The sequence below is a fragment of the Stenotrophomonas sp. AS012628 genome (assembly GCF_010608305.1).
Taxonomy (GTDB): Bacteria; Pseudomonadota; Gammaproteobacteria; order Xanthomonadales; family Xanthomonadaceae; genus Stenotrophomonas; species Stenotrophomonas geniculata.
Window position 1 is genome coordinate 21,438 of sequence record NZ_VMBJ01000013.1, and the last position, 23,453, is coordinate 44,890.

Sequence of the window (23,453 nt, forward strand, 5' to 3'; positions counted from 1 at the left end):
CGCCGATGCGGCAGGCGGTCTCCTGTCGTGGGAGAGCCTTTGATGGCGGCGAGCGTACGCATGCGCAATACACTGACGCTGTTTTCCTCGAACGACGATGTACTGTGCCACCGTGTACGCCTGGTCCTGGCGGCCAAGGGTGTGACCTTCGACTTCGTTCCGGTCGATCCACAGAACCCGCCTGAAGACCTGATCGACCTCAATCCGTACCACTCGGTGCCGACGCTGGTCGAACGCGAACTGGTGCTTTACGCCGCGTCGGTGGTCAGCGAGTACCTGGACGAGCGCTACCCGCATCCGCCGCTGATGCCGGTCGACCCGCTGTCGCGTGCGCGCATCCGCCTGGCCATGCTGCGCATCGAGCACGACTGGGTGCCGCAGGTGCAGGCCATCCAGCTGGGCAACAAGACCCAGGCCGAGGCCGGCCGCAAGCGCCTGAAGGAGTTGCTGACCGCCTCGCTGCCGCTGTTCAAGGCCAGCAAGTTCTTCCTCAACCCGGAAATGAGCCTGGCCGACTGCGCGATGGCGCCGATCATCTGGCGCCTGCAGTCGCTGGACGTACCGCTGCCGAAGGACGGCAAGGCGATCGAAGACTACGGCAACCGCATCTTCCGCCATCCCGGTTTCGTCCGCAGCCTGACCGACCAGGAAAAGAAGCTGCGCGATCTGCCGGTCTGATCCGGGCATGCGTTACCCGTCTGCACGCCGACCGGCGTGCAGGCGATCCGCCCCGGCAGGGCGCCGGGCGCGTACACTTCACGCATGACCGAAGACTTCTTCCACATGACCAGCCACCGCCCGTACCTGCTGCGGGCGCTGGTGGAATGGATCAACGACAACCAGCTGACCCCGCACATCCTGGTCGACGCCGGCGTTCCCGGCGTGCAGGTCCCGCCTTCGGCGGTCAAGGATGGCCGGGTCGTGCTCAACATCGCCGAACGTGCCGTCGTGCGGCTGATGATCGACAACGAGATGGTGAGCTTCTCGGCGCGCTTCTCCGGCACCAGCTACCCGGTGCAGGTACCGATCAGCGCCGTGCTGGCCGTCTACGCCCGCGAGACCGGGCAGGGCATGGCATTGCCGGATGACATTCCGGGCAACGAAACCGCGCCGACCAGCGACGAGCTGCTGCACGAGGAAGGCACGCCGCCGGACGATACGCCGCCGGCCAGTCCGCCGCCGAAGGGGCGCCCGAACCTGCGCGTGGTCAAGTAATGTTTCCGACGCCGCCCCGATGGGCGGCGTTTTCCTTTGCAGGATTTATCGGCGGGTGCCGGAATTGTGTGGGTGCCGACCGTTGGTCGGCACACCTTCAGGTCCTACACATCCTCGGCATCGTCCACATCTGCGCGGATCTGGCTGATCCGCGCCGCGCCCGGGCCAGTGAATGAGATCAGCTGATCGCCGCGCAGCACCATGCGGCCTACATGGCGATCGATGCCATCGTAGGAATACTCGAACTTGAAGGTGCGCTCGAAGCCGAGTCGGCCATCCTCGCCGCGCGACAGGCGCAGGCCGGTGGCGTGCACCGCCTGGTCCAACCATTGCACATCGGCGGCGCGGCAGGCATTGCGCCCCAGTTCGACCGCGCGCTCGGCGGCCGAACGTGCGGCATTCCAGAAGAAATAGATGATTCCGCCGGCAATCAGCAACAGCAGCAGGGTGGGCATGGCTTCAGCCGTCAGAGGTCGATCCCGCAAAGATGGCGGCGAACGCGCGCTGGATCAAGCGCCTGGCATCACCGCGTCGGTTGTGGACCAGCAGAGACTGGTTGAGGCGGTATGACGACCGGCTGCGGTGGCGCGGGCTGCATTGGCGTCGCAGTTGGCGACGGCATCACCAGCGGTGATGTGGCGGTCAACTGCAGCAGCGCTGCCCAGTCCTGGCGGTTGAAGCTGCATTCGTCCTCGCGGCCGGGCGTGCAGCTGGGGTCGATGCCGGTACTGTCGCGTTCGCGTGCCGGAGGCAACTTGATCAGCCCGGTGCGGTCCAGCTGCAGCAACCGCATCGCCACGGTGTTCATGACGTTGCCACCGACCAGGTACAGGGTCTGGTCGCCCCCCAGGTTGGCAGCCACCACCACTTCGCAATGCGATTTCCAGTGGCCCACCGAACCGTTGCCCAGCGCCTGCACCAGCCCGCTGTAGCTGAGCGTGGTGCTGCGGTCGCGCAGGAAGCACAGCAGGTCGCCGGGCGCGGGCTTGGCGGTGGCCGGGTCGACCAGCCGGTAGGGCACGCCCGAAGGCCCACCCTGGTACGCGGCGCGGATGTAGTCGATATGGCGCGGCGAGGTGTTGAAGCCGGGCACGCCGGCACGCACCATCACCCACGAAATGAAGGCGGCTGACCACGGGTTGTCGATCAGGAACGCGCGGCAGTCGCTGTCGGTGTAGCGCGTGCCCAGCGGCGCCAGGCAGCTGCTGGCGCCGGTGATGCTGCCCATTGCGTTGAGCGTGCCGCTGTCGCGCCAGTAACCGGCTACGCGCTGCCAGGCGATCAGGCCGTTGTCGGCCAGGTGATCGCTTTCGGCCTCGGTGACACTGAGGCTGGCGGCGCGGCCATCGCGGTCGATGAAGGGCCGGTACCAGAGCCGGTGCTCGTTGCAGGCAGTGTTGCGGATGGCCACCGCCAGCGGACTCAGGCCGAAGCGCGGTGGCACATCGCAGGCTTCGGCGGCCGCTGCGGACAAGGGGGCTGCCGCGAGCAGCAGACAGGCAGGCAAGAGCATCCGGCGCATGCGCGGCTCCTGTGGGGGGATGCCGGCAGCGTCGCAGAGGCAGGCGTGGCCGAGCCGTGAAGGCGTCCCGGATCGTGTAGAGCCGAGCCCATGCCCGGCTTATCGCGCGAAGCGCGTGCAGGGCGCGCCGCAGATCGAGAAGCAGCCGAGCGTGGGCTCGGCGCTACAAGGTCCCGTAGGCCTCAACCCGGCGGCGGGCCCAGCTTCAACGACAGGTCAATCGCCTGCACGTGCTTGGTCAGGCCACCAATGGAGATGCAGTCCACGCCGTCCTCCGCGATCGAACGCAGGCCACCCAGGCCCACGCTGCCGGACACTTCCAGCGCAATGCGGCCCGCCGTGATGCGCACGGCCTCGCGGCGCAGGTCCGGGCTGAAGTCATCCAGCAGGATGCGTTCGCAACCGGTTTCCAGCGCCTGGCGCAGCTGCGCCAGATCCTCCACCTCGACCACCAGCGGCAGCGCGGGCCATTGCCGGCGCGCGGCAGCCACGGCTGCGGGCAGCGAACCGGCAGCACGGATGTGGTTTTCCTTCAGCATCACTGTGTCGTACAGACCGAAGCGGTGGTTCTCGCCGCCGCCACAGCGCACTGCGTACTTCTGCGCCAGGCGCAGGCCGGGCAGGGTCTTGCGGGTATCGAGAATGCGCGTGCCGGTGCCGGCCACCGCCGCCACGTAACGCGCGGTGGTCGTGGCGGTGCCGGACAGCGTCTGCAGGAAGTTCAGCGAGGTGCGCTCGGCGCTCACCAGGCTGCGGCTGCGCCCATGCAGCAGGGCCAGCACGGTGCCGGCAGTGACCGCGTCACCTTCGGAGACACGCCATTCAATGCGCACATCCGGGTCGAGCGCGCGGTGGGTGGCGTCGAACCAGGGGCGACCGGCGATCACCCCGTCCTGCTTGCACAGCAGGTACGCGCTGTCAGCCTGGTCGGGCAACAGCGCAGCGGTGACGTCGCCGCTGCCCAGGTCCTCGGCCAGCGCACGCGCGACATCGGCGGCGACAACGGCCGCATCCGGCGTCGGCAGCGCGCTCATGCGGCCGGGAAGTCGGCGATCTGGGCGGTGGGGATGGCTTCCTCGGCCAGCAGCACCGGGATGCCGTCGTCAACGCGGAAGACCTGCTTGCGGTCGCGGGTGACCAGCGCTTCGCGCAGCGGCTGCGCCAGCGGGTTGCCATCGGCCTTGTTCACCGCGCCGGCGGAAATGGCCTTGTTGAGGGCTTCCAAGCCCTTGCCATCCAGCAGGGACAGGGGCTGGCGGGTGTCCGGCGACACCAGCAGGTCGAGCAGCTTGCGATCCATGGTTCTTCGTCTTGCGTGGAAGATGGCTAGAATACGTCTTTAAGGCAGGTGACGGCCAATGACCCCCAACCCGATCGCGCCGCTTGTCGGCATCGTCATGGGTTCCCGTTCCGACTGGGAAACCATGCAGCACGCCGCCCAGAAGCTTGAAGCCCTGGGTGTTCCGTTCGAAGTGAAGGTGGTGTCCGCGCATCGGACGCCGGATGTGTTGTTCAGCTACGCCGAGCAGGCGGGCCCGCGTGGCCTGCGCGCGATCATCGCCGGAGCCGGCGGGGCCGCGCACCTGCCGGGCATGATCGCCGCCAAGACCGCCGTGCCGGTGCTGGGCGTGCCGGTGCAGTCCAAGGCCCTCAACGGCATGGATTCGCTGCTGTCGATCGTGCAGATGCCGGCCGGCATTCCGGTCGCCACCTTCGCCATCGGCAATGCCGGCGCCTCCAACGCCGCGCTGTTCGCCGCAGCGATGCTGGCCAGCGACCAGCCGGCGATCGGCCAGGCGCTCGACGCCTTCCGTGCACGCCAGACCGAAGACGTGATGGCCCACGACGATCCGCGCCAATGAGCCTGACCGTCGGCATCCTGGGCGGCGGTCAGCTCGCCCGCATGATGGTCCTGGCCGGTGCGCCGCTGGGATTGCGCTTCGAACTGTACGACCCGGCAGCCGACGCCTGCAGCGGCCCGCTGGCGCCGCTCACCGTCGGTGCCTTCGATGACCGCCAGGCGTTGGCGGATTTCGCCGCCAAGGTGGACGTGGTCACCTTCGATTTCGAGAACGTGCCTGCCGACAGCGCGCAGTTCCTGGCCGACCGCGTGCCGGTCTACCCGCCGCCGGCTGCGCTGGCGGTGGCCCAGGACCGGTTGAGCGAGAAGACCCTGTTCCAGCAGTTGGGCATTCCGCTGCCCGCCTTTGCCGATATCCGCAGCCGTGACGAGTTGGTCGCGAAGGCCGCCGAGTTCGGCCTGCCGTGCATCCTCAAGACCCGCCGCCTCGGTTACGACGGCAAGGGCCAGTTCCGCCTGCGCAGCGAAGCCGACATCGACGCTGCATGGGACGCGCTTGGCGCGCAGGTCGAGCGCACCGGGCTGATCCTGGAAGGCTTCGTTGCCTTCCAGCGCGAGGTCAGTGTGGTCGCTGTGCGTGGCCGCGATGGCGGCTTCGAGGCCTGGCCGGTCACCGGCAACTGGCATGTCGACGGCGTGCTGTCGGCCAGCGTGGCCCCGGCCGTGCTGTCCGATGCCGATCAGCAGGCCGCGATCGGCTATGCCCGCCGCGTCGCCGAGCACCTGCAGTATGTGGGCGTGTTCGCACTGGAGCTGTTCTGTCGTGACGGCGAACTGCTGGCCAACGAGATGGCACCGCGCGTGCACAACTCCGGCCACTGGACCATCGAAGGCAGCGAGACCTCGCAGTTCGAGAACCATCTGCGTGCGGTGCTGGGCCTGCCGCTGGGCAGCACCCGCATGCTCGGCCATGCCTGCATGCTGAACTGGTTGGGCGCGATGCCCGACCCGGCGCCGGTGCTGGCGCAGGCCAGTGGCCATTGGCACGACTACGGCAAGGAGCCGCGCGAAGGCCGCAAGGTCGGCCACGCCACGTTGCGCGACGATGATGCCGCTGCATTGGCCGATGCGCTGGACCAGGTCGGCCTGGAGCTGGATCGCCAGGCCCAGGTGGCACCGGCGGTACACGCGCTGCGCAATCGCTGAGCCCGGTAGTGCCGGCCGCTGGCCGGCAGTGCAACGCTGTGACGCGCCGGTGCAGGCATCGGCGCAACATTCCCGGTGGTAGCGTGGAGCTCCTTTCACAGGAGTCATCCCCATGCTCGACTGGAATGCCTACCGCAAGGAGCTTAAGGGTCGTATCGGCGAGATCGGCAAGCTCTCGCCGGACACGGTCAAGGGCTATGCCACGCTGGCCAACGCCGGTGCCCAGACCAACCACCTCGATGCCAAGACCCGCGAGCTGATCGCGCTGGCGGTGGCCGTGACCACCCGCTGCGACGGCTGCATCACCGTGCACGTGGATGCCGCGCTGAAGCACGGCGCCAGCCGCGAGGAGATCGCCGAGGCGCTCGGTGTGGCGGTGTCGCTGAACGCCGGTGCGGCGCTGGTGTACTCGGCGCGCGTGATGGACGCCGTGGCCGCGCACGAGAGCGCGTGATGCCTGATCTGTAGAGCCGAGCCCATGCTCGGCTGGCCGGACAGCAGCCGGGCATGGGCTCGGCTCTACAGGGGTCAGCGCAGCTGGCTTTCGGCAAATTCCCAGTTGACCATCTGCCAGAACGCGTCCAGATACCGCGCGCGATCGTTCTGGTAGTCGGTGTAGTAAGCGTGCTCCCAGACGTCGCAGCACAGCAGCGGGGTGCTTTCACCGGTCAATGGCGTGCCTGCATTGCGGGTGGCCTGCAGGCCCAGCTGCCCGCCCGGATGCTGCACCAGCCAGACCCAGCCGGAGCCGAACAGGCCCAGCGCGGTGCGGTTGAATTCCTCGCGCAGGCGCTGCACGTCGCCGAACTGGCGCTTGACCAGTTCGCCCAGTCGCCCCTGCGGCTCACCGCCGCCGCGCGGGCGCAGGCACTGCCAGTAGAAGGCATGGTTCCAGGCCTGGGCGGCGGCATCGAACAGCGTGCCCTGGGCGTGGCGGACGATCTCCTCCAGCGACGCTTCCTCCCACTCGGTGCCGAGAATGCCGGCGTTGACGGCATCCACATAGGCGCGATGGTGGCGGCCGTGATGCAGTTCCACGGTCTGTGCGGACAGGTGCGGCTGCAGGGAGCCGGGAAGATAGGGCAGGGCGGGCAATTCGACAGGCATGGACAGGTTCGTGGCCAGGGGGCGGCGGCAGCCGGTTCCATCCGCTTACAATGGCGGCTACCGTGGGCAGTCTAGCCGACCATCACGGTCGGTTTGTCCGGCGAAGCAAGGAGTGTGGTTGTGGCGGTAATGCAGCAAATCCAGGCCGAGGTCGATCGTTACCCGCTCGTGCTGTTCATGAAGGGCACCCCGCAATACCCGATGTGCGGCTTCTCCAGCCGCGCCGTACAGGCGTTGATGGCGGCCGGCGCAGTCACCCTGCGCACCGTCAACGTGCTGGAAGAGCCCGAGATCCGCGCCAACCTGCCGCGTTTTTCCAACCTGCCGACTTTCCCGCAGCTGTTCATCAACGGTGAGTTGATTGGCGGCTGTGACATCGTGCTGGAGCTGTTCGAAGCCGGCGAGCTCAAGCGCATCGTCGAAGAGGCGACCCAGGGATGAGTGCCTGGCCATCGACGTCACCGACCGACGGGGCGCTCGATGGCCGCCCGTTGCAGGATCGCGTGGTGCTGGTCGCCGGTGCCGGTGGCGGATTGGGTAGTGCGGCGGCAGTGGCTGCTGCGGCCGCCGGGGCCACCGTGGTTCTGCTGGGCCGCAAGCCTCGCCGCCTGGACCGTGTCTACGCCCAGGTGCAGGCGGTCGGCCCGGAACCGCTGCTGTATCCGCTGGACCTGGAAGGCGCGGGCCCCGACGACTATGCCGAGCTGGCCCAGGCCCTGCAGCGCGAGCTGGGGCGCCTGGATGGCCTGCTGGTCTGTGCCGCTCACTTCCCGGGCCTGACCCCGTTTGAGCTGGCAGACCCAGCGAGTTTCGCCCGCGCGGTGCACGTCACCCTGACTGCGCCCGCCTGGCTGGCCCAGGCCTGCCTGCCGCTGCTGCGGCAGCGCGAAGATGCGGCGCTGGTGTTTGCGGTCGATGCCCCCGAGCGGGTCGGTCAGGCCTACTGGGGCGGTTACGGTGTGGCCCAGCACGGCCTGCGTGGCCTGATCGCCAGCCTGCACGACGAGCTCGGCCGCAGCCCGGTAAGGGTGAGTGGCCTGTACCCCGGCCCGCTGCGCACGGCCTTGCGGGCCCGGGCCTATTCCGTAGACCAGGACCCGGCCGCGCAAGGCCCGGAGGCTGCCGCCGCCGCGGCCGTGACCCTGTTGTCCGGTGCTGGCGCTACCTGGCGCGGCCAGATTCTCGATGCCAGCGAGGCGCCCCCCGGCGAGTAAATCCCGGGGAAAGGCGGAGTGAAGAACCCGTCACGATTGCGTTGCGATCCGGTGCCGTTTGTCGCACAACCGTCACATTGATGGCGTAGCGTGTTAATCTAGTGTTAACCGTTGTGGCTTCCTTCAGCCAAGCGGTAGGGAACCCCAGATAAATGTCCGACCAGCCACCCGCAGGGCTGTTTGGATGCGCTTTTTTTTCCGCCATCGCCAACTCGCATCGAGGCTACCGAAAAATGACCCACCCACTCCGGATGTCCAAGCTCACCCTTGGTCTCGTGGCTGCGCTCGCCGCCGCTCCCGCCTTCGCCCAGAGCACCTCTGCCGGTGTCGGCGGCCAGGTGATGTCCGCCGCAGGCCAGCCTGTTGCTGGTGCTGAAGTCACCATCACCCACACCGAGTCGGGCACCGTTTCGCGTGCCACCACCGATGCGTCGGGTCGCTACAACGCGCGCGGCCTGCGCGTGGGTGGCCCGTACACCATCACCATCACCAAGTCCGGTGAAGGCACCAAGACCGAAGAAGGTGTCTACCTGAACCTGAACCAGGTCAACACGGTCAATGCCAACCTGGGCGGTGACCTGGCCGCCACCAACCTGGACGCCGTGAACGTTGTCGCCACCGCCGGCGGCCTGGACCTGTTCAGCGCCACCAAGATGGGTACCGGCACCAACGTGACCCGCGAAACGATGGACGCGCTGCCGTCGGCCAACCGCAACATCCAGGACTACATCCGCCTGGACCCGCGCATCTCGCAGGTCAGCAAGGCTGACGGTGCGATCTCGGCCGGTGGCCAGAACACCCGTTACAACGCCATCCGCATCGACGGCATCAGTGCCTCCGACCCGTTCGGCCTGGGCTCCAACAACCTGCCGACCGAGCGTCAGCCGGTGTCGATGGACGCCATCCAGGAAATCAACATCGACCTGGCCAACTACGACACCACCATCGCCGGTGGCACCGGTGCGGTGATCAACGCCGTGACCAAGTCGGGTACCAACGAATTCCACGGCACCGTGTACGGTTCGTACCGCGACAAGGACATGGTCCGCTCGCGCCTGGAAGGTGATCGTACGGACTTCAACGGCTTCAAGGACGAGAAGACCTACGGCATGACCTTCGGCGGCCCGATCGTCAAGGACAAGCTGTTCTTCTTCACCAACTACGAAAAGTATGAGCGCAGCGGCGGCGGCGTCAGCCTGAGCGAAAGCCCGTACAACAAGGATCCGGCGAAGGGTGGCATCAGCGACGCCGACATCTCGGCCGTGCAGAAGCGCATGGCGGAACTGGGTCATCCGGTGGGTAGCGTCAGCGACCTGAACAACAAGACCGAGATCGAAGAGTACGCGGTCAAGCTGGACTGGAACATCAACGAGAACCATCGTGCAGCCCTGCGCTACAACAAGATGAAGCAGGACGTCGTCCGCTTCCCGCAGGTCAGCAGCAGCGCGCTGTCGCTGAGCGACTTCTGGTACACCCAGCCGACCGAGTACGAAACCTGGATGGGTGAACTGTTCAGCGACTGGTCCGAGAACTTCTCGACCGAGTTCAAGGTTTCGCACAAGGACTACTCGTCCAACCGTGTTGCGGCTTCGCACCTGCCGCAGATGCGCGTCCGCTTCGGCAACAACTCGCTGTACCTGGGTACCGAGCAGAACACCCACACCAACCTGGTCGAGTCGAAGGAACTGAGCGCCTTCGGTGCCGGTACCTGGTACGTCGGTGACCACACCATCAAGTTCGGTTTCGATTACACCGACAACGACCTGATGAACTTCTACGGCCGCAACCTGTACGGCGCGTATGACTTCCGTGACCTGGCCTCGTTCCTGAAGGGCACCGCGAACGGCTACCAGCTGCGCGTTCCGCGTCCGGGCGGCAGCCTGGATGACATTCCGGCCAAGTTCCACCTGAAGAACACCGGTCTGTTCATCCAGGACACCTGGGCGATCAACTACAACCTGAGCCTGATGTTCGGCGTCCGCGTGGACATCCCGGACTTCACCAGCCAGACCAAGTACAACGCCGACATCCAGGCGCTGTATGGCTACAACAACACCAAGCTGGTGGACAAGAGCCTGATCCAGCCGCGCGTTGGCTTCAACTACACCTTCGACAGCGATCGCCCGACCCAGCTGCGCGGCGGCGTGGGCCTGTTCGGCGGCGCCGCCCCGAACGTGTGGCTGGCAGGTGCCTACCAGAACACCGGCCTGAACTACGTCGAGTACAACGTTCCGGGTAATCCGGGTGGCTTCAGCGTCGATGCCGATAATCCGTTCATTCCGGACCCGTCGCGTATCGTTGCGCGCCAGAACGTCGACATCATCAACCCGGGCACCCGCCTGCCGTCGGTGTGGAAGGCCAACCTGGCGTTCGATCACGAGCTGCCGTGGTACGGCATCGTGGCGTCGGCCGAACTGCTGTTCACCAAGGTCAAGGATGGCCTGTACTTCGAGCGTCTGGACCTGACCGATGGCAAGGGCAATGGCCCGACCTACGTGTCCGCACAGGACGGTCGTGAGATCTACTGGAACGACAAGGGCCTGAACCAGGCCAACAGCAAGATCGACAGCCGCACCGGTGACAATCTGGGCATGGAGAACGGCACCAATGGCGTGCTGAACCGCAACTACCGCCCGAACAACATCGGCGACGTGCTGCTCCTGCGCAACACCAACAAGGGCCGTGGCAGCCAGGCCACCTTCTCGCTGGCCAAGCCGCTGACCGAGAACTGGGGCTGGTCGCTGGGTTACACCTACACCCAGTCGAAGGAAGTGAGCCCGCTGACCAGCTCGCAGAACACCTCGAACTGGAACAACACCCAGATCCTGAACGCCAACGAGAACATCGCGTACAACTCGCGCTATGCGATCAAGGACCGTATCACCGGTACCCTGGAGTGGAAGCACAACTTCTTCGGTGACAACGCCACCCGCGTCGGCCTGTTCTATGAAGGCCGTTCGGGCCGTCCGTACAGCTACGTGTTCTACAACGATGCCAACGGTGACAGCGCAATCGGCAACGACCTGTTCTACGTGCCGAAGGGCCCGGGTGACGTGCTGTTCGTTGGCGGCGTGGACATGGAGAAGAAGTTCTTCGACTGGCTGGCGCAGAACCCGGAACTCGATGCCTATCGTGGCAGCACGGTGCCGGCCAACCAGCACCGCGCCAAGTGGGTCAACAGCTTCGATGTCCGCATCAGCCAGGAGTTCCCGGGCTTCGCGAAGACCCACAAGGGTGAGATCGCGCTGGACATCATGAATGTCGGCAACCTGCTCAACAAGAAGTGGGGCCTGATCGACGACTACGGCTTCTACGCCACCCGTCGCGTGGGCAACTTCGCGGGTATCGATCCGGCCACCGGCAAGTACGTGTACTCGTTCACCGGTGCGGACGATTCCTCGGTCCAGGAGAACAACAACGACAAGGGCAACACCGCCGTGTCGCGCTGGTCGATGCAGCTGACCGTGAAGTACAAGTTCTGATCCATCAGAGCTTGAAGCAGTAAGTGAAAACGGCCGGGGAAACCCGGCCGTTTTCCGTTCAGGCGAAAGTCCTTGCAGGTCACCTGGCATCGGCGTAGCATCCGGAAATGTGCGCGGTGCCAACACCGCCGATGCGGTCCCGGAAAGGCGAACGCGGGAAGCACACATCCAACGGTCGGGCTTCCCGGCCGTTTTGCTTTTTAAGGGGGCGGCAGTACAGTCGGAAACCTTGAAGGAAGCGAAAAATTGGACATGACCACGAACGAAAAATCAGCCCGTGCACTGCCGGTGCAGGACGCGCGGATCTACCCGCGCGGTGGGCTGGATGTGCTGTCGCGGGCCGAAGTGGCCCGGCTGCGCGATGCGTCTGCCGGCGGCATGCACGAGCTGCTGCGCCGCTGCGCACTGGCCGTGCTGACCAGCGGCAGTGCTTCTGACGATCCGCGCGCGGCGCGCGATCTGTATCCCGATTTCGACATCCAGGTGGCGCAGCAGGATCGCGGCGTGCGCATCGACCTGGTCAATGCACCGGCGATGGCGTTCGTCGACGGCGAGATCATCCGCGGCGTCGCCGAACTGTTGTTCGCGGTGGTGCGTGACCTGGCCTACATGGCCATCGAGATGGGCCCGGCCTACGCGGCCGAGCTGGAGTCGTCCGAGGGCATCACCAATGCGGTGTTCGGCCTGCTGCGCAACGCGCGCATCCTGAACCCGGGTGACCCGAATCTGGTCGTCTGCTGGGGCGGCCACTCGATCTCGCGCGACGAGTACCTGTACACCAAGCAGGTGGGCTATGAGCTGGGCCTGCGCGGCCTGGACATCTGCACCGGCTGCGGTCCGGGCGCGATGAAGGGCCCGATGAAGGGCGCCACCATTGCCCATGCCAAGCAGCGCCGTACCGTGACGCGTTACATCGGCCTGACCGAGCCGGGCATCATCGCGGCCGAGTCGCCGAATCCGATCGTCAACCACCTGGTGATCATGCCGGACATCGAGAAGCGCCTGGAGGCCTTCGTCCGCATCGGCCACGGCATCATCGTGTTCGCCGGTGGTGTCGGCACGGCCGAGGAAATCCTGTACCTGCTCGGCATCCTGCTGCGCGAGGAAAACAAGGACCTGCCGTTCCCGCTGATCCTGACCGGCCCGACGGTGGCGGCGCCGTACTTCGAGCAGATCGACCGCTTCATCCGCCTGACCCTGGGCGATGCGGCCGCCGAGCGCTACGAGATCGTCATCGGCGATCCGGTGGCGGTGGCAAAGAAGATGGCCAACGGCATCAAGCGCGTGCGTGAGCACCGCCTGGCGCAGAAGGACTCGTTCTTCTTCAACTGGTCGATCGAGATTCCGTGGGAGTACCAGCAGCCGTTCGTGCCGACCCACGAGGCGATGGCCGCGCTGGACCTGCACCACGGGCGTGCCCCGCACGCGCTGGCGGCCGATCTGCGCCGGGCGTTCTCGGGCATCGTGGCCGGCAACGTGAAGGAAGACGGCATGCGCCGCATCGAGCAGTTCGGGCCGTTCCAGATCCATGGCGACCCGGACATGATGCAGGCCCTGGACGGGCTGCTGCGTGCCTTCGTTGAACAGCGCCGGATGAAGATCTCCGGCGAATACCAGCCCTGCTACCAGGTGCTGGCCTGAGCCTGTGCCGGCGCGATGGGGATCGCGCCGGCACAGGCAGGGGAGGGCGGGTCGTCAAGGCCTTGACGCCCGTCGCCCCGGAATGACCGTTCATCCTGCCGCCGCTTGCCGGGGGCAGGGCGATGGCCCATCGTGGCCATCAACACGCTGGGGAGCGTCCAATGTCTTTGCGCCGGCAAAACGGCTTCACGCTGGTTGAGTTGATGGTCACGGTTGCCGTCCTGGCGATCGTGGCCGCGATCGCCTTTCCGAGCTTCCAGGGCACTCTCCGCTCCAATCGGGTTGCGTCGGCAAACAATGAAGTCCTGGGCCTGCTCAGCCTGGCGCGGAGCGAGGCAATTCGCAGCAACCGCGGCGGTGGCGTGTGTGGCAGCAGCGACGGCGCGAGCTGTGACGGTAGCTGGTCTGCCGGCATGTTGGCCTTCACTGACACCGATGGTGATGGCACGATGTCCTCCGAGGAAACCGTACTGCGGTTCGTCAGCGGCAGCCCCAAGCTCAAGCTGAGTGGGCCGTCGGAAGAGATCGCCTTCGATGGGCGGGGGCGCCGCAGGGCCGCCAGCGATCAGTCGATCCAGCTGGAGCCGGATGTGTGCAGCAAGGGCGCGCTGGACAAGCGCACTCTTACGGTAAATGCCTCTGGGCAGATCCGCAGTACCAAGGAAACCTGCTCATGAACCCGCGTTCCATCCGCGCACGCCAAGCGGGCGGCTTCACTCTGCTGGAAGTGCTGATTGCAATTATCGTTCTGGCATTCGGCCTGCTGGGATTCGCCCTGCTGCAGACCATGAACGTCCGCTTCGTACAGAGCGCCAACTATCGTACCCAGGCAACCAATCTCGCCTACGACCTGACCGAGCAGATGCGCAGCAACCGCTATCAAGCGGCGTGGTACACCGCCGCGTCGTTTGAGGCAGGCAGCAAAACCGCAGAGAAGACGTGCACGGCCGATACCGGCGACGTCGCTATTGCTGCAAAAATTGAACGTTGGCAATGCCAGGTTGTAAAGGCGCTGGGTGACGATGCCGGTGCCGAGGTGACCTACAAGGGGGGCGTGGTGAACGTCGCGATTACCTGGGGCGACCAGCGCTGGGATCCGGATGATCCGGACAAGGCCACTACCTTCGCGCTGGCGACGGAACTGTGAGCATGACCATGAAACATCGTACCGCCATGGCTGGTCTATCGCTGGTCGAACTGATGGTTGCGCTGGTGATCAGCCTGGTGTTGATGCTGGGCGTGGTCCAGGTGTTCATTGCCTCACAGACGGCTTCGCGCCTGTCTGAGGGGGCATCCCGCGTCCAGGAAAATGCACGATTTGCATTGGACTTCCTGGAGCGGGACATCCGAATGGCCGGGCACATGGGCTGCGTCAACGACCAGGCCCATGTAGTAAAGAACCAGGGAGACCCGGTATCGCATCTCGGTGCGACCTCCGGTGCTGGCAGTCCGTTGGATTTCAGTGTTTCCATCCAGGGCTTCGACGCTCCCGACACGGCTCCCGGCGGCAGTCTGGCGCTAGGCGCGGACTGGTCCGCGCCGCAAGGCCTGCCGGCTGCGATCGCCGGATTGAGCCCGGCACCGGCCGGCGGCAGCGATGTGCTGTTGCTCCGCTTCTTCGCCCCCATGGGGGTGCCGGTCACGGCGATCTCTTCCGATGGCAGCGATGCACTCCTGGACGTGGACAGTGACCACGTCGCGCGCCTGACCAGCGATGGCATCAGCACGCCCACTCTGTTCGGCATCGCTGATTGTGGGCATGCCGATGTGTTCGCAGGCACGTTGAGCGCTGCGCGGGTGACTGCGACCTCTCTGGATCTGTCGCGCTACGTGGCCCAGCCAACCGGGCAGACGATGCTCTATCGCGCCGAGTCGATGGTCTATTACGTGGGTATCAATCCGGAGACGAAACAGCCTGGCCTGCGGCGAGCGCGTGCCGACAGCGATGGGGAGTACACGATCAATGAAGAGCTGGTGGAAGGCATCGAAAGCCTGCAGCTGATGTACGGCCTGGACAACACTGCCAACATCAGTATCAGCACTCCGCCGGCCGGCAACATCACCCAGCTCGCCGCAGCCGGCGGGGTCAGCACGGATGCCAATGCCGAGGGTGCTGCACAGTGGTTGCGCGTGGGGCAGGTGCAGGTCGGATTGCTGGCGCGTAGCCCATCGCCGTCGTCCTCGGCCCAATCGGCCAATGCGCTATCGGCGCTCGGCGTTGAGTTCACCAACAGTGACAAGCCCGACGGTCGCTACCGCTCTAGTTATGAAGTCTCGATTGCCCTGCGCAATCGCTTGTTCGGAAACTGATCATGGCCCATTTCCAGCGTTCGTTCAGGCCGGTCACCGCTCCTCGCCAGCAGCGTGGTGCGGTGCTGTATGTCGCGTTGATCATGCTCATCCTGCTGGCATTGCTGGGTATCGCTGGCATGCAGGTGGCGGGCATGCAGGAGAAGATGGCAGCCAACTACCGAGCCGCCAACCGGGCGTTCCAGAATTCAGAAGGTGTGGTGCGTGCAGCCGAGCGCACGGTGGAACAGATCGCCAATCGCCAGGATGTCGGCGACGAGAGCCTGGTACAGGCCAGCGATGTGTCGCGGGTCTGCGATGACGGATTCGACCCGGCCGATTGGGCCGTGGAGCGCCGCGACGATACTCGCCCTGCCGTCAACGTAAGGCAGATCGACAGTTGCGTCATTGGTGAATCGGCACTGGAGATGGGGCGGCCACTGGAAGACATCACACCGATCTACCAGATCACCGGATTTGCCACTGACGATGTGGATGCCAGCTCGTCCGCAGTGGTCATCGATACCGTATTCAAACTCTGAGGACGCAGGCCATGGCTTCGCGCAAATTCCGCTTCATGGCCGCAGGTGGCGCCGCACTGGCGCTGGGTGGGGGCTACTTCATCTATACCCTGATGGCGGCCCAGGGCCAGGGTATGCTGGCGCAGGCGCCGCTGAACATCCAGGTGCAGACGGCACCGGCCTTCCTGATGGCACTGGATGATTCCGGTTCGATGCTGTGGGAGACGCTGAACAACACCCGTGATGGTGCCTATCGCTGGGATGGCAGCAGCTTCTATACCCAGGGCGTACCCAATGGATATGATGGTAGCGGGCAGCGCTATCTCTACGTGTTTCCCAGCTATGGGAGGGACAGCCAGGTGGCTATCCCGCCGCTCGATAGTTTTGGTTTCGCGCGTTCGCCGGATGTCAATTCATCCTATTACGACCCCCGCGAGACTTATCCTGGCTGGAAGACGGGTCTGTCGGATCCGGCGGCCTCCAACTACATGGCGATCAAGCCGGCCAGTGCGCCTCTCGACCCGCGGCCGACTGACGCGCCGTTCAAAATCGGTGGTGCGCTGGACCTCACCGTGGAATCGCTCTTGACCAGTATCGCTGTCGGAGGTAGGGACTCCGCCAGCTGGCGCTTCCGTTTTCGTTTCGGGATGACGCTGCCGGTAGGCACCCGTATCGAACGTAACCGGTGCAGCTTGAGCGGTGGTGCTACGCAAAGAGATGGATCATTTGACAGGGTCACCCGCGTGACCACCATCAACAGCACGTCTTGCGACGCTGCTGTGGCCTTCTATCCGGCAACGTTCTTCCTGGCAGACCCAGCCACGCTGCCGGCAGAGTATGGCTACACCGCGACTCCTGTCGCGGTGACCAATCCTGCTGGCGGGCGTCCAGGCACCCTGTACAAGTATGAAATCAAGTTGGAGAACTTCGGCAAGGACCAGGCGAAGTACAACGCTGCCATGCAGAGTTTCGCGAACTGGTTCAGTCTGTATCGGACCCGTCGCGAAGCCTTGATCGGTGCGGCCACCAATGCGCTGTACGGCACCACGAACTTGCGCGTGGGCTGGTTTCGTATCAATGATCGGGATGAGGTCAAGATGTACGACATGACCGACGAGACCGAAAAGTCGAAGTTGCTGTACGACATCATGGGCAGAATGCGAGCCAGTGGCTCCACGCCAAACCGTTCTGCCGCGGCATATCTTGGCCAGCAGTTCCAGCGCACGGATGAAGAGGCGCCTGTGCTGCTGGCTTGTCAGAAGAATGCGGGCATGCTGTTCACTGACGGCTATATCAATGAAAGCGAAAACAAGACTTTGATGAAGGACCTGGTGGCGCCCTACTACAAGGGCCCGCTGGTCGAGGACCTTGATAACAGCTCTGTGCCGGTTCCTGCAGAGTGCAGCAGTTCGAGTCCGGACCCGTCATTGGACTGCAACAAGAAGCTGCATATGAATTTCTACGGTGTGACGCTGGGTACGCAGGGCAAAGAGTTTGGCGTCAAGTACCTTCCGGATCCCAAGCGCCCCTGGGTGCTCAGCCCAGATCCGTATGTTGTCAAGCCCAATTTCCCGACCACGACGCAGGATCTCAAGCCGGAAGCGGTCGACGAGCTGTGGAACGCGGTGTATGACACCCGCGGCGAGATGGTCAACGCCACGCGCCCGGGCGAAATCACCGCTGCCATGCGCCGGATCATCAGCAATGTTGCCCAGGGGGCCACGCCGTCCGGCTCGCGTTCGTTGACGGGGGCTCGTATTGGCGTGGGCTCGCTGTCGGTGGAGCCGTTCTACGAGGCGACCAACAACGGCACCGACTGGTACGGCAGGTTGCATGCCTACTCGCTGAAAGTGGACGATTCAACGCGCAGGATTGTCTCGGAGGAGGCATGGGAAGCGTCGGCGAAGATGCCAGCGGCCGCATCGCGCCGCATCCGCTTCTGGCGCAACGGCGAACTGGTTGATTTCACCGGCAGTAATGTCAGCCTGGCCAACCTGTGCGACAAGTCCAGTGTGATGTATCCGGGCATGCTGATCTGCAGTGCCTCGGAACTGGAAGGGCTCGCCACGAATTCGGCGACCGCCGTGGCGTATCTGCGTGGAGACACAGCCAACGAAAAGCGCAGCGGCGGCAAGCTGCGCGACCGTACCACAGTGCTTGGGGACATCATCACCTCTACGCCGGCCCTGAGTTCGCCGCTGGATGACTACGGTTTCCGTCGCCTGCCAGGCGCGATGGGCACCAGTTATGCCGACTATATGGTCACCAAGCGCAATGACCGACGCTACATGGTCTACGCGGCTGCCAACGACGGGATGCTGCACGCCTTTGATGGCGGCATGGGCGCGGATGGCGAGATGGACAGCGATGGTGGCAAGGAGCTGTTTGCCTATATCCCATCCACGTCGTTGGGTCATATGGGCAATCTGTTGCTGCCCAACGATCCCACCAACCAGAACATCCAGCGCTTCCAGCATCGCTACTATGTCGATGGCCCGGTGACGATCAGTGATACCTACAGCGGCGGAAGCTGGACGACCTCGCTGGTCGGCACGGCGGGTGCCGGTGGGCGCAGCGTGTTCGCGCTGGATGTGTCTGATCCGGCCAGCTTCGGCGGCAGCGGTTCGCTGCTGTGGGAGATCAGTGATCTCAATGCCTCGCTGGATGAGGACGTAAGGAGCAACATCGGCTACGTGCTGGGCAAGCCGGTGATCGTGCCGATGAAGAACGCCGATGGCTCGGTGGGCTTCCGGGCGATCTTTGGCAATGGCTATGAAAGCAAGAGCGGAAAAGCCGTGTTGTTCGTGGTCGACATGGCGGCTGGCAATACGCCGACCATTCGCATGATCGAGGCGGTCGAGTCGGGTACGGATCTGCCTGCCGGTAGCAATGGGCTGGGCAACATTGTGGTGGTGGATCGTTGGGGTGGGGCTGGACAGAACGAACGGGTCCGCGATGGTCTTGCTGATACCGTCTATGGTGCTGACAAGCGCGGAGCGGTCTGGAAGTTCGACCTGCGTGCCGACGCGGCACCGACGGTTCCGCTGTTCAGCACCGATACCCATGTCGATCGCAGTGACAAGCGAACCTATCGCCAACCCATCACCGGCGGCTTGACGGTAACCACAGGCCCATCCGGTGGCGTGATGCTGATCTTCGGCACCGGCAGCTTCTCGTACTATGGCGATGAGAACGACGCTGCGGTGCAGGCGCTGTATGGCATCAATGATGTTGAAACCGGGCAGCCCAGTGCTACGCTGACGTCGGCCAATCTGCGCCCGTTCGCGGCGCAATTTGAGAATGGCGTTCGCACCCTGCTTCCGGGCACTGTTCCGGCGCTGAGCCGCGGCTGGACCGTAACGCTGTCCAACAAGGAGCGTGCGGTCGGCAATCCGCGCATCGTTTCCGGAGTGGTGTTCATGCCCACCTATATCCCGTCCGAGGCCAAGGGGTGCTCGGTGGATGGCGCGAACTGGGTGTTTGGCCTGCAGGCCGGCAGTGGCGAAGCGGCAATGTCGCAGGTGCGCTTCGGTGCACCGGACGGCACGTCGCCGGGGGCAGGTACGGCCGGTGTACCCCTGGAAACGGGCGGCAACGCACCGGTCAGGGATGTCACGACCTCTGTTGTCCCTCGCCTTGCGCCGCCGGATCCGGGTGAACCAGGGACTCCTCCACCGACGCCGCCGGGCGAGGCCTGCCTGATGCAGATTTCGGTGGCAGGTGCAAAACCGATGTACTTGCCTTACCCGTGTGGTCGCCAGTCGTGGAGGCAGATCCAGTGAGTAGTGTCCGTGCTTCGTCGATCAATGGAGTTGCTGCAATGCACACGACGTTCGCCCCTGGCCGCCTGGTCCGCGGATTCACTCTCATTGAACTGATGATCGTGGTGGCAGTCGTGGCGATCCTCGCTGCGATCGCATACCCGAACTACAGTGAACATGTGCGAAAGTCGCGGCGTGCGCAGGCCAAGGCCGATCTGGTGGAGTATGCGCAGCTGGCCGAGCGCTACCACACCATCAACAACACCTATGTGGGCTTCACCTTCCCGGGCGGAGCTGATTCCATCAACTCGCCACGCGAGGGCGGCACTGCGGCCTACACCTTGTCCATGGAAACCGCGCAATCGACGTTTACGTTTACGGCGACGGCTGCCAATGCTCAGGCCGAAGACAAGTGTGGTGACCTGTCCCTCAACCAGGCCAATGTGAAGACGTCCAAGGGCACGCTGTCCGAATGCTGGTGACGTAGGAAAAGTGCGCCGGCGGGCGTCGTGGGCAGGAGTGTTGCACTCTCTGATCGAGGTGATTACAATGCGCCTCCCCGCCCGAATAGCTCAGCCGGTTAGAGCACTTGACTGTTAATCAGGGGGTCGTTGGTTCGAGTCCAACTTCGGGCGCCAAGTTATACGCATCAAAGGCTTGCGGTCATCCGCAGGCCTTTTTTGTTGTCAGCAGGGTCGATCGGTCCTGGTCCGTGTTGATCGGACGCGCCCGCTGTTGCTGACGATTATCCGGGAGTGCTCACGGCCGTCCGCGCAGATGCGCAGCGTCAGATTGGCTCCAGGGCTGCGGCCATCCGGTTGGAAGTAAAGCTGCGGCCGGCCACTGCTGGTGGTTCCCCGGATCTTGATGTTCGGAAAGCCTGCCTGGTGCATCAGAATAGCGTCGGCAGAAGAGGGTGGTTCGCGCCGGCCGCTTGTCCTGTAGATGACCCACCCCTGGCTCCAGTCGTCGCCGCAGTGGTGGCCATCGGTACTTGCGCAGATGCCGATCAAGTTTCGGCGCATGATCGCCTGGTAGCGCGCAGCAGCGAGTCCGGACTGCAGGTTGATACGGGTGGCGTCCGCACGGTGCCGCAACAACATCGAATGCAGGGTGGGCCATCCGGCGGCCAGCAGCACGGCCAACACCGCCACGACGGCCATCAGTTCGACCAGGTGCATGCCTCGCGGCGCCGTAGGGCTGGGGATTGGGCAGTGGCGCATGAGTCCAGCCTCCCTCGTCCAGCGTCGCCGGCGCCATCAGGCACTGCCGCGCCCGCCTGCCCGGAAACCCCTCAGCCGGCCGTCACCGCTTGCCCCGTATACTCACCCTTCCCGGGAACTGGCAACACCATGAGCGACCGTTTTGAACTCGTCTCGCCGTATTCGCCGGCGGGCGACCAGCCTGATGCCATCGCAAAGCTGACCAGCAACTTCGAAGCGGGCATCGCCAAGCAGACCCTGCTGGGCGTTACCGGCTCGGGCAAGACCTACACCATCGCCAACGTCATCCAGAATGTGCAGAAGCCGACGCTGATCATGGCGCCGAACAAGACGCTGGCGGCGCAGCTGTATGGCGAGTTCAAGGCATTCTTCCCGCACAACGCGGTCGAGTATTTCGTCAGCTATTACGACTACTACCAGCCGGAAGCCTACGTGCCGTCGTCGGACACCTTCATCGAGAAGGACAGTTCGATCAACGAGCACATCGAGCAGATGCGACTGGCGGCGACCAAGACCCTGCTGTCGCGCCCGGACGCGATCGTGGTGGCGACGGTATCGGCGATCTACGGCCTGGGCGCGCCGGAAGACTACCTGTCGTTGCGCCTGATCCTGTCCAAGGGCGAGCGCATCGACCAGCGCGACCTGATCAACCACCTCACCCAGCTGCAGTACACGCGCAACGAGTACGAGCTGCAGCGCGGTACGTTCCGCGTGCGTGGTGAAGTGATCGACGTGTTCCCAGCCGAGTCGGACAGCGAAGCGCTGCGTCTGGAACTGTTCGATGGCGAGGTCGAGAAGATCACCCTGTTCGACCCGCTCACCGGCGAGACGCTGCGCAACATGCAGCGCTTCACGGTCTACCCGAAGACCCACTACGCCACCACGCGCGAGCGTGTGCTGGCAGCGATCGAGACGATCAAGGTCGAGTTGAAGGAGCGGCTGGAGCAGCTGTACGCGCAGAACAAGCTGGTCGAAGCACAGCGCCTGGCGCAGCGCACCCAGTTCGACCTGGAAATGATGGCCGAGGTCGGCTTCTGTAACGGCATCGAGAACTACTCCCGGCACCTGACCGGCAAGAATGCCGGCGAACCGCCGCCGACCCTGTTCGACTACCTGCCGGCCGATGCGCTGCTGGTGATCGACGAATCCCACGTGACCATTCCGCAGATCGGTGCCATGTTCAAGGGCGACCGTTCGCGCAAGGAGACGCTGGTCGAATTCGGGTTCCGGCTGCCCTCGGCGCTGGACAACCGGCCGCTGCGCTTCGAGGAGTGGGAAGAGCGCTGCCCGCGCAGCATCTATGTGTCGGCCACGCCGGGCCCCTACGAGTACCGCGAGGCCGGTGACGAGATCACCGAGCTGGTGGTACGTCCCACCGGCCTGATCGACCCGGTGGTGGAGATCCGCCCGGTGGGGACCCAGGTCGACGACCTGATGAGCGAAGCCAACGCGCGCATCAAGGCCGGTGACCGGGTGCTGGTCACGACGCTGACCAAGCGCATGGCCGAGAACCTCACCGAGTACCTGACCGAGCACGGGATACGCGTGCGCTACCTGCACTCGGACGTGGACACGGTCGAGCGCGTGGAGATCATCCGCGACCTGCGCCTGGGCAAGTTCGACGTGCTGGTGGGCATCAATCTGCTGCGCGAAGGCCTGGACATGCCCGAGGTGTCCCTGGTGGCAATCCTGGATGCCGACAAGGAGGGCTTCCTGCGCTCGACCGGTTCGCTGATCCAGACCATCGGTCGTGCGGCGCGCAACGTGCGTGGCAAGGCGATCCTGTATGCGGACAAGATCACCCGTTCGATGCAGGCCGCGATCGATGAGACCGACCGTCGTCGCGCCAAACAGGTCGAGTACAACGAGGAGCACGGCATCGTGCCGCGCTCGGTGGCGCGCCCGATCGTCGACGTGCTGGAAGGGGCGCGTTCGGACGCCGCCGAGAAGGAAGCAAAGAAGGGCAAGGGCAAAGGCAGGCCCGGCGTTGCCGAGGAGGGGAGTGACTATCGATCGCTCAGCCCGGCCCAGCTGGCGTCCCGTCTCAAGGCACTGGAACAGCAGATGTACCAGCACGCCAAGAACCTGGAGTTCGAGGATGCCGCCCGCGTGCGTGACCAGATCCGGCAGCTGAAGGAAGCGAGTCTGGGCTGAACGCGGCAGTGCAGCATCTTCTTCACAAAAGTGTTGCGCTTCACGGCCGGCATCCGTAATATACGCGGCCTGCACCGACGCAATCGCGGACGTTCAGAAGCAAAAACGGGCGGTTAGCTCAGCGGTAGAGCACTACCTTGACATGGTAGGGGTCACAGGTTCGAACCCTGTACCGCCCACCACGAAGTCTCCGGAAGGGGGCTGTCGTGAACAGCAAAGCCCGGCCCTGGCGCCGGGTTTTTACGTAGCAAGGCCAGCTTTCGGGCGGCAAGAACAAGATGGGCGGTTAGCTCAGCGGTAGAGCACTACCTTGACAT

22 protein-coding genes and 2 tRNA genes are annotated in these 23,453 nt (G+C 64.6%); 18 read left to right on the forward strand and 6 right to left on the reverse strand.

All coding sequences use genetic code 11. The annotated features are described in order from the left end of the window. Positions 1-42 precede the first annotated feature (42 nt). Positions 43-678, forward strand: coding sequence for a glutathione S-transferase N-terminal domain-containing protein (locus tag G5A07_RS08255; RefSeq protein ID WP_005408842.1), 636 nt, complete (start codon positions 43-45; stop codon positions 676-678). Between the two features lie 84 nt (positions 679-762). After that, on the forward strand, positions 763-1,215 hold the full coding sequence (locus G5A07_RS08260; RefSeq protein ID WP_005412806.1) for a ClpXP protease specificity-enhancing factor: 453 nt from the start codon (positions 763-765) through the stop codon (positions 1,213-1,215). A 104-nt stretch (positions 1,216-1,319) separates the two neighbouring features. On the opposite strand, the gene G5A07_RS08265 is transcribed toward G5A07_RS08260, so the two are convergent. From G5A07_RS08265 to G5A07_RS08280, 4 genes are all read right to left on the reverse strand, one after another. After that, entirely contained in the window at positions 1,320-1,670 is a 351-nt protein-coding gene (locus tag G5A07_RS08265) for a DUF3301 domain-containing protein (protein ID WP_005408844.1), read from the reverse strand. A gap of 68 nt (positions 1,671-1,738) precedes the next feature. After that, positions 1,739-2,737 carry a DUF2272 domain-containing protein gene (locus G5A07_RS08270; RefSeq protein ID WP_191863139.1) on the reverse strand — a complete coding sequence of 333 codons (999 nt, stop codon included), beginning with the start codon at positions 2,735-2,737 and terminating at the stop codon, positions 1,739-1,741. A gap of 182 nt (positions 2,738-2,919) precedes the next feature. Then, positions 2,920-3,771, reverse strand: coding sequence for a carboxylating nicotinate-nucleotide diphosphorylase (gene nadC, locus G5A07_RS08275; RefSeq protein ID WP_049455527.1), 852 nt, complete (start codon positions 3,769-3,771; stop codon positions 2,920-2,922). After that, the gene (locus G5A07_RS08280; RefSeq protein ID WP_005408847.1) at positions 3,768-4,037 is read right to left on the reverse strand and encodes a Trm112 family protein; all 270 of its coding nucleotides are present in this window, start codon (positions 4,035-4,037) and stop codon (positions 3,768-3,770) included. The genes nadC and G5A07_RS08280 overlap by 4 nt, the downstream gene beginning before the upstream one ends. A gap of 58 nt (positions 4,038-4,095) precedes the next feature. Between G5A07_RS08280 and purE the strand changes: the two genes are divergently transcribed. The 3 genes from purE to G5A07_RS08295 all read left to right on the forward strand — a co-directional run bounded on the left by purE (position 4,096) and on the right by G5A07_RS08295 (position 6,198). After that, positions 4,096-4,599: a 5-(carboxyamino)imidazole ribonucleotide mutase gene (purE, locus tag G5A07_RS08285; protein WP_005412808.1), complete on the forward strand. Its 504-nt coding sequence runs from the start codon at positions 4,096-4,098 to the stop codon at positions 4,597-4,599. Beyond that, positions 4,596-5,744 (forward strand): 5-(carboxyamino)imidazole ribonucleotide synthase, encoded by a 1,149-nt coding sequence (locus tag G5A07_RS08290; protein ID WP_049455525.1) that lies wholly within the window; start codon positions 4,596-4,598, stop codon positions 5,742-5,744. The genes purE and G5A07_RS08290 overlap by 4 nt, the downstream gene beginning before the upstream one ends. Before the next feature lie 112 nt (positions 5,745-5,856). Then, positions 5,857-6,198 carry a carboxymuconolactone decarboxylase family protein gene (locus G5A07_RS08295; RefSeq protein ID WP_004152082.1) on the forward strand — a complete coding sequence of 114 codons (342 nt, stop codon included), beginning with the start codon at positions 5,857-5,859 and terminating at the stop codon, positions 6,196-6,198. A 74-nt stretch (positions 6,199-6,272) separates the two neighbouring features. Here G5A07_RS08295 and G5A07_RS08300 read toward each other — a convergent pair whose 3' ends face one another. Beyond that, on the reverse strand, positions 6,273-6,851 hold the full coding sequence (locus tag G5A07_RS08300) for a superoxide dismutase (protein WP_019337156.1): 579 nt from the start codon (positions 6,849-6,851) through the stop codon (positions 6,273-6,275). A 120-nt stretch (positions 6,852-6,971) separates the two neighbouring features. Between G5A07_RS08300 and grxD the strand changes: the two genes are divergently transcribed. The 11 genes from grxD (at position 6,972) to G5A07_RS08355 (ending at position 20,397) form a co-directional block, all read left to right on the forward strand. After that, positions 6,972-7,292: a Grx4 family monothiol glutaredoxin gene (gene grxD, locus G5A07_RS08305; RefSeq protein ID WP_005408852.1), complete on the forward strand. Its 321-nt coding sequence runs from the start codon at positions 6,972-6,974 to the stop codon at positions 7,290-7,292. After that, entirely contained in the window at positions 7,289-8,065 is a 777-nt protein-coding gene (locus G5A07_RS08310; protein ID WP_049455524.1) for an SDR family NAD(P)-dependent oxidoreductase, read from the forward strand. The genes grxD and G5A07_RS08310 overlap by 4 nt, the downstream gene beginning before the upstream one ends. A gap of 233 nt (positions 8,066-8,298) precedes the next feature. Further along, positions 8,299-11,547 carry a carboxypeptidase regulatory-like domain-containing protein gene (locus G5A07_RS08315; protein WP_191863140.1) on the forward strand — a complete coding sequence of 1,083 codons (3,249 nt, stop codon included), beginning with the start codon at positions 8,299-8,301 and terminating at the stop codon, positions 11,545-11,547. A gap of 252 nt (positions 11,548-11,799) precedes the next feature. Then, a complete protein-coding gene (gene ppnN / locus G5A07_RS08320; protein ID WP_049436550.1) occupies positions 11,800-13,188 on the forward strand; it encodes a nucleotide 5'-monophosphate nucleosidase PpnN in 1,389 nt (462 codons plus the stop codon). A gap of 161 nt (positions 13,189-13,349) precedes the next feature. After that, on the forward strand, positions 13,350-13,865 hold the full coding sequence (locus G5A07_RS08325; RefSeq protein WP_159359967.1) for a GspH/FimT family pseudopilin: 516 nt from the start codon (positions 13,350-13,352) through the stop codon (positions 13,863-13,865). Next, positions 13,862-14,335 (forward strand): type IV pilus modification protein PilV, encoded by a 474-nt coding sequence (gene pilV, locus G5A07_RS08330; protein WP_159359968.1) that lies wholly within the window; start codon positions 13,862-13,864, stop codon positions 14,333-14,335. Before G5A07_RS08325 ends, pilV begins: the two co-directional genes overlap by 4 nt. 2 nt (positions 14,336-14,337) lie before the next feature. Then, entirely contained in the window at positions 14,338-15,498 is a 1,161-nt protein-coding gene (locus G5A07_RS08335; RefSeq protein ID WP_191863162.1) for a PilW family protein, read from the forward strand. A gap of 2 nt (positions 15,499-15,500) precedes the next feature. Then, positions 15,501-16,019, forward strand: a complete 519-nt coding sequence (locus G5A07_RS08340; protein WP_159359969.1) for a PilX N-terminal domain-containing pilus assembly protein — start codon at positions 15,501-15,503, stop codon at positions 16,017-16,019. Positions 16,020-16,030: 11 nt separating this feature from the next. Then, positions 16,031-19,780, forward strand: coding sequence for a PilC/PilY family type IV pilus protein (locus tag G5A07_RS08345; protein ID WP_191863141.1), 3,750 nt, complete (start codon positions 16,031-16,033; stop codon positions 19,778-19,780). Positions 19,781-19,818: 38 nt separating this feature from the next. Further along, positions 19,819-20,241 (forward strand): type IV pilin protein, encoded by a 423-nt coding sequence (locus tag G5A07_RS08350; protein WP_159359971.1) that lies wholly within the window; start codon positions 19,819-19,821, stop codon positions 20,239-20,241. Positions 20,242-20,320: 79 nt separating this feature from the next. After that, positions 20,321-20,397: transfer RNA gene (locus tag G5A07_RS08355), tRNA-Asn, on the forward strand. Between the two features lie 48 nt (positions 20,398-20,445). On the opposite strand, the gene G5A07_RS08360 is transcribed toward G5A07_RS08355, so the two are convergent. Then, entirely contained in the window at positions 20,446-20,940 is a 495-nt protein-coding gene (locus G5A07_RS08360) for a GspH/FimT family protein (RefSeq protein WP_235652124.1), read from the reverse strand. A gap of 171 nt (positions 20,941-21,111) precedes the next feature. Here G5A07_RS08360 and uvrB point away from each other — a divergent pair, with 171 nt between their 5' ends. Both uvrB and G5A07_RS08370 read left to right on the forward strand, forming a co-directional pair. Next, on the forward strand, positions 21,112-23,136 hold the full coding sequence (uvrB, locus tag G5A07_RS08365) for an excinuclease ABC subunit UvrB (RefSeq protein ID WP_057503595.1): 2,025 nt from the start codon (positions 21,112-21,114) through the stop codon (positions 23,134-23,136). A gap of 107 nt (positions 23,137-23,243) precedes the next feature. Then, positions 23,244-23,318: transfer RNA gene (locus G5A07_RS08370), tRNA-Val, on the forward strand. Positions 23,319-23,453: the final 135 nt, after the last annotated feature.